Raw genomic sequence first — 6,000 nt, 5'->3', positions numbered from 1 at the left:
TGTTGGTTTGGTCGCTGGTTCTGGGGTCTTTTGTGGTTCTGGGGTTGGTGGGTGTGAATTTTGAGAACTCAACAGTGTGCTTTACAGTCATTTTTTTGGCCTTGTCGGAGGAAGGTTTTTCTTCTTTCGTTTGGGTTTCTTTGAGTGATTGATTGTCCAGTTTTCGGATTGGATTGGTCAGTGATTCGGTTCTCTGTTTTTTCGATGGAGAGTTTGATCCTGGCTCAGGACGAACGCTGGCGGCGTGCTTAACACATGCAAGTCGAACGGTAAGGCCCTTTCGGGGGTACACGAGTGGCGAACGGGTGAGTAACGCGTGAGTAACCTGCCCCTGACTTTGGGATAACGGATGGAAACGTTTGCTAATACCGGATATTCAGCTCTTGAGGCATCTTTTGGGTTGGAAAGTTTTTTCGGTTGGGGATGGGCTCGCGTCCTATCAGCTTGTTGGTGGGGTAGTGGCCTACCAAGGCGTCGACGGGTAGCCGGCCTGAGAGGGCGACCGGCCACATTGGGACTGAGATACGGCCCAGACTCCTGCGGGAGGCAGCAGTGGGGAATATTGCACAATGGACGGAAGTCTGATGCAGCAACGCCGCGTGCGGGATGACGGCCTTCGGGTTGTAAACCGCTTTCAGCCATGACGAAGCGTGAGTGACGGTAGTGGTAGAAGAAGCACCGGCTAACTACGTGCCAGCAGCCGCGGTGATACGTAGGGTGCGAGCGTTGTCCGGATTTATTGGGCGTAAAGAGCTTGTAGGCGGTTGATTGCGTCGAAAGTGCAAACTCAGGGCTTAACTCTGAGCCTGCTTTCGATACGGGTTGACTTGAGGGATGTAGGGGAGAATGGAATTCCCGGTGGAGCGGTGGAATGCGCAGATATCGGGAGGAACACCAGTGGCGAAGGCGGTTCTCTGGACATTTCCTGACGCTGAGAAGCGAAAGCGTGGGGAGCAAACAGGCTTAGATACCCTGGTAGTCCACGCTGTAAACGGTGGGTACTAGGTGTGGGTCACATTCCACGTGGTCTGTGCCGTAGCTAACGCATTAAGTACCCCGCCTGGGGAGTACGGCCGCAAGGCTAAAACTCAAAGGAATTGACGGGGCCCCGCACAAGCGGCGGAGCATGCGGATTAATTCGATGCAACGCGAAGAACCTTACCTGGGTTTGACATATGCCGGAAGCATGCAGAGATGTGTGTGCCTTTTTGGTCGGTTTACAGGTGGTGCATGGCTGTCGTCAGCTCGTGTCGTGAGATGTTGGGTTAAGTCCCGCAACGAGCGCAACCCTCGTCCAATGTTGCCAGCGCGTTATGGTGGGGACTCATTGGAGACCGCCGGGGTCAACTCGGAGGAAGGTGGGGATGACGTCAAGTCATCATGCCCCTTATGTCCAGGGCTTCACGCATGCTACAATGGCCGGTACAAAGAGTTGCGAGCCTGTGAGGGTGAGCGAATCTCATAAAGCCGGTCTCAGTTCGGATTGGGGTCTGCAACTCGACCCCATGAAGTCGGAGTCGCTAGTAATCGCAGATCAGCAACGCTGCGGTGAATACGTTCCCGGGGCTTGTACACACCGCCCGTCAAGTCATGAAAGTCGGTAACACCCGAAGCCGGTGGCCTAACCTTTGTGGGGGGAGCCGTCGAAGGTGGGACTGGTAATTAGGACTAAGTCGTAACAAGGTAGCCGTACCGGAAGGTGCGGCTGGATCACCTCCTTTCTAAGGACCATTGACTGCTGCGTGTTGTGGTGGTTTTGTGGTGTTTGTTTTGTGGAAGGCTGTGGGGCGCACTGTTGGGTTTTGAGGGTTCAGGCCGTGTGGTTTGGGTTCTTGTGGCCTTGATTTTCTGGGATGGTTGTGTCCTGGGGGGTTTTGGTTGTGGGTATGTTGAGAATTGTACAGTGGACGCGAGCATCTTTGTAGGCGACAAGCTACTAAGTGCGATCGGTGGATGCCTTGGCACCAAGAGCCGATGAAGGACGTTGTAACCTGCGATAAGCCCTGGGGAGTTGGTAAACGAGCTGTGATCCGGGGATGTCCGAATAGGGAAACCTTGAAGTTACCGGAGTTATGTCCGGCGACCTCTACCTGAATGTATAGGGTAGTTGGAGGGAACGTGGGGAAGTGAAACATCTCAGTACCCATAGGAAGAGAAAACAATAGTGATTCCGTGAGTAGTGGCGAGCGAAAGCGGATGAGGCCAAACCGTGTGTGTGTGATAACTGGCAGGTGTTGCATGTGCGGGGTTGTGGGAGCATCGTGGTCGGGCTGTTGACTGGCCGGCGAGTGGAAATGTGTGGTGAAGTTGAAGTATCTGGGAAGGTACGGCGTAGAGGGTGAGACCCCTGTAGACGTAAGCTGCGCACTCGTTGTGTGTTTTCCCAAGTAATGCGGAACTCCTGGAATTTCGCATGAATCTGGCGGGACCACCCGCTAAGCCTAAATACTACTTGGTGACCGATAGCGGATAAGTACCGTGAGGGAATGGTGAAAAGTACCCCGGGAGGGGAGTGAAATAGTACCTGAAACCGGTCGCATACAATCCGTCGGAGCCTTTTTGTGGGGTGACGGCGTGCCTTTTGAAGAATGAGCCTGCGAGTTAGTGGTGTGTGGCGAGGTTAACCCGTGTGGGGTAGCCGTAGCGAAAGCGAGTCCGAAGAGGGCGGTTGAGTCGCATGCTCTAGACCCGAAGCGGTGTGATCTATCCATGGCCAGGGTGAAGCGACGGTAAGACGTCGTGGAGGCCCGAACCGACCAGGGTTGAAAACCTGGCGGATGAGTTGTGGATAGGGGTGAAAGGCCAATCAAACACCGTGATAGCTGGTTCTCCCCGAAATGCATTTAGGTGCAGCGTTGCGTGTTTCTTGCCGGAGGTAGAGCACTGGATGGTCTAGGGGGCCTACAAGCTTACCGAAATCAGCCAAACTCCGAATGCCGGTAAGTGAGAGCGTGGCAGTGAGACTGCGGGCGATAAGGTTCGTAGTCGAGAGGGAAACAGCCCAGATCATCAGCTAAGGCCCCTAAGTGGTGACTAAGTGGAAAAGGATGTGGAGTTGCGGTGACAACCAGGAGGTTGGCTTGGAAGCAGCCATCCTTGAAAGAGTGCGTAATAGCTCACTGGTCAAGTGATTCTGCGCCGACAATTTAGCGGGGCTTAAGTTATCCGCCGAAGCTGTGGCATTCAATGTTTTGTTGGATGGGTAGGGGAGCGTCGAGTGTGTGGTGAAGCAGCTGGGTGACTGGTTGTGGAGTGCATTCGAGTGAGAATGCAGGCATGAGTAGCGAATGATGGGTGAGAAACCCGTCCGCCGAATATCCAAGGGTTCCAGGGTCAAGTTAATCTGCCCTGGGTAAGTCGGGACCTAAGGCGAGGCCGACAGGCGTAGTCGATGGACAACGGGTTGATATTCCCGTACCGGCGAAACGACGTCCGTGTTGAATCAGATGATGCTAAGCATGTGAGTTGGTTTCCTTTCCTTTCGGGGTTTGGTTTCTGGTGAGTGTGTGAACCGATTTTGTAGTAGGCAAGCTGCGGAGGGACGCATGAAGGTAGCTGTACCCGGTGATGGTTTCCGGGGGTAAGCGTGTGGCGTGTTGGGTAGGTAAATCCGCCTGGCGTGTGCGTGAAGCGTGATGCATAGACATGTTGTGTTGAATTCAGTGATCCTATGGTGCCAAGAAAAGCTTCGTGAGCGAGTTGTGAGCCGCCCGTACCCTAAACCGACACAGGTGGATGAGTAGAGAATACTGAGGCGATCGAGAGAATCGTGGTGAAGGAACTCGGCAAAATACCCCCGTAACTTCGGGATAAGGGGGACCTGAGGGGTGAAGAGCCTTGAGGGTCGCAGAGACCACGCCCAAGCGACTGTTTACCAAAAACACAGGTCCGTGCGAAGTTGTAAGACGATGTATACGGACTGACTCCTGCCCGGTGCTGGAAGGTTAAGGGGAACTGTTAGCTTTTGCGAAGCAGTGAACTTAAGCCCCAGTAAACGGCGGTGGTAACTATAACCATCCTAAGGTAGCGAAATTCCTTGTCGGGTAAGTTCCGACCTGCACGAATGGAGTAACGATTTGGGCACTGTCTCCACCACGGACTCGGTGAAATTGCATTACGAGTAAAGATGCTCGTTACGCGCAGTAGGACGGAAAGACCCCGGGACCTTTACTATAGTTTGGTATTGGTGATCGGGACGATTTGTGTAGGATAGGTGGGAGACTGTGAAGCAGTCACGCTAGTGGTTGTGGAGTCGTCGTTGAAATACCACTCTGGTCGTTCTGGTTATCTAACTTGGGTCCATTATCTGGATCAGGGACAGTGCCTGATGGGTAGTTTGACTGGGGCGGTCGCCTCCTAAAAGGTAACGGAGGCGCCCAAAGGTTCCCTCAGCCTGGTTGGTAATCAGGTGTTGAGTGTAAATGCACAAGGGAGCTTGACTGTGAGACAGACATGTCGAGCAGGGACGAAAGTCGGGATTAGTGATCTTCTGGTGGCGTGTGGAAGCGCCAGAACTCAACGGATAAAAGGTACCCCGGGGATAACAGGCTGATCTTGCCCGAGCGCTCATAGCGACGGCATGGTTTGGCACCTCGATGTCGGCTCGTCGCATCCTGGGGCTGGAGTCGGTCCCAAGGGTTGGGCTGTTCGCCCATTAAAGCGGCACGCGAGCTGGGTTCAGAACGTCGTGAGACAGTTCGGTCCCTATCCACTGCGCGCGTAGGAATCTTGAGAAGGGCTGTCCTTAGTACGAGAGGACCGGGACGGACTAACCTCTGGTGTGCCAGTTGTTCTGCCAAGAGCACGGCTGGTTGGCTACGTTGGGAAGTGATAACCGCTGAAAGCATCTAAGTGGGAAGCACGCTTCAAGATGAGGGTTCCCTCACGTTGTGTGGTAAGGCCCCCGGTAGACCACCGGGTTGATAGGTCGGATGTGGAAGTGCAGTAATGTATGGAGCTGACCGATACTAATAGGCCGAGGGCTTGTCCTACAAAGATGTTACGCGTTCACTGTATGATTTTGAGGGTATCTGTGGTGATATTCTGAAGAGTGTTTCGGTGGCCATAGCGAGAGGGAAACACCCAGTTCCATTCCGAACCTGGTAGTTAAGCCTTTCAGCGCCGATTGTACTGCAGGGGGGACTCTGTGGGAGACTAGGACGCTGCCGGACTTTTAAGCAGTGTTCCTCTACACACGTGTGTAGAGGAACACTGCTTATTTTCTTTTGTGTATATCACCACACCCCAACCCAACACCTCACCCACCCTGGGGACCACCGAATCACACGCAACACCGGTGCGGATTTCGCAGATGAGCTGGCTGGGCGCGCCTATTTGGCTGTCCTTCCGGGTGGGTGCACCCGCCTCAGCACCACGACTATTCGCAGGCCACTCCGTCCCCGTCTCGGTCGAGCGCGGAACGATACCCGGGCTGACCCGCAAGGATGGGGGCCATCCCGGCGGCCCTGACCTCGGCGCAGTTCTTGTAGTAAACCTGTGCAGGTTGCGTCGCTGGGACAGGAGGCTGCACGGGCTTGGCCTGATTCTGCGGTTCAGGTGGCTGCTGCTCCACGGATGCGACTTCTGCTGTCGGTTCAATGGTCATGGTAACCGTCGGACCGGGCGTCATGATGGTGGAAATCGCGGTCATGGTCGTGGTCGCAGTGACAGCGACGGGAGAAGTGGCTGATGTCGGTGCTGTGCTCTCCTGGATCTCTACGCCGAGGATGAATCCCGACACTGCAGCGGCACCAGCCACCAGCGAATGACTCACCACGCGGTGGTGATGGCGTCTGGTTCCTCGCCCCCTGTCGTGCGCCTCGAGCAACGGCTGTTCCTCCGGCCCCCATTGCGCCGTAGATCCTGACCTTCGCATCATGAAAACCCCGTCTTTACTAATGCCCCGATGCACTGTCAACGCACAGTATCACGATGCGTCTCGGCATGCTTACGGTTCGTGCATGTCCGTCGAGGCTTTTTCCCATTCGCACTCGCCCGCGA

Annotated in this window: 1 protein-coding gene and 3 rRNA genes; 3 read left to right on the top strand and 1 reads right to left on the bottom strand. The window is 54.8% G+C overall.

Annotated features, from left to right (window positions below; all coding sequences use genetic code 11):
• Nucleotides 1-201 precede the first annotated feature (201 nt).
• The 3 genes from HMPREF1531_RS11265 to rrf all read left to right on the top strand — a co-directional run bounded on the left by HMPREF1531_RS11265 (nt 202) and on the right by rrf (nt 5,171).
• Nucleotides 202-1,721 (top strand): 16S ribosomal RNA (locus HMPREF1531_RS11265).
• A 205-nt stretch (nt 1,722-1,926) separates the two neighbouring features.
• Nucleotides 1,927-4,991 (top strand): 23S ribosomal RNA (locus HMPREF1531_RS11260).
• Between the two features lie 63 nt (nt 4,992-5,054).
• Nucleotides 5,055-5,171, top strand: a 5S ribosomal RNA gene (rrf, locus tag HMPREF1531_RS11255).
• Together the 16S, 23S and 5S rRNA genes form the textbook arrangement of a ribosomal RNA operon.
• Before the next feature lie 206 nt (nt 5,172-5,377).
• Here the strand turns inward: rrf and HMPREF1531_RS11250 are convergent.
• Nucleotides 5,378-5,773 carry an excalibur calcium-binding domain-containing protein gene (locus tag HMPREF1531_RS11250; RefSeq protein WP_232210250.1) on the bottom strand — a complete coding sequence of 132 codons (396 nt, stop codon included), beginning with the start codon at nt 5,771-5,773 and terminating at the stop codon, nt 5,378-5,380.
• Nucleotides 5,774-6,000: the final 227 nt, after the last annotated feature.

Source organism: Propionibacterium sp. oral taxon 192 str. F0372, assembly GCF_000413315.1.
GTDB lineage: Bacteria > Actinomycetota > Actinomycetes > Propionibacteriales > Propionibacteriaceae > Brooklawnia.
Note: the sequence above shows the minus strand (reverse complement) of the source record. Positions and strands in the feature narration are given on the sequence as shown.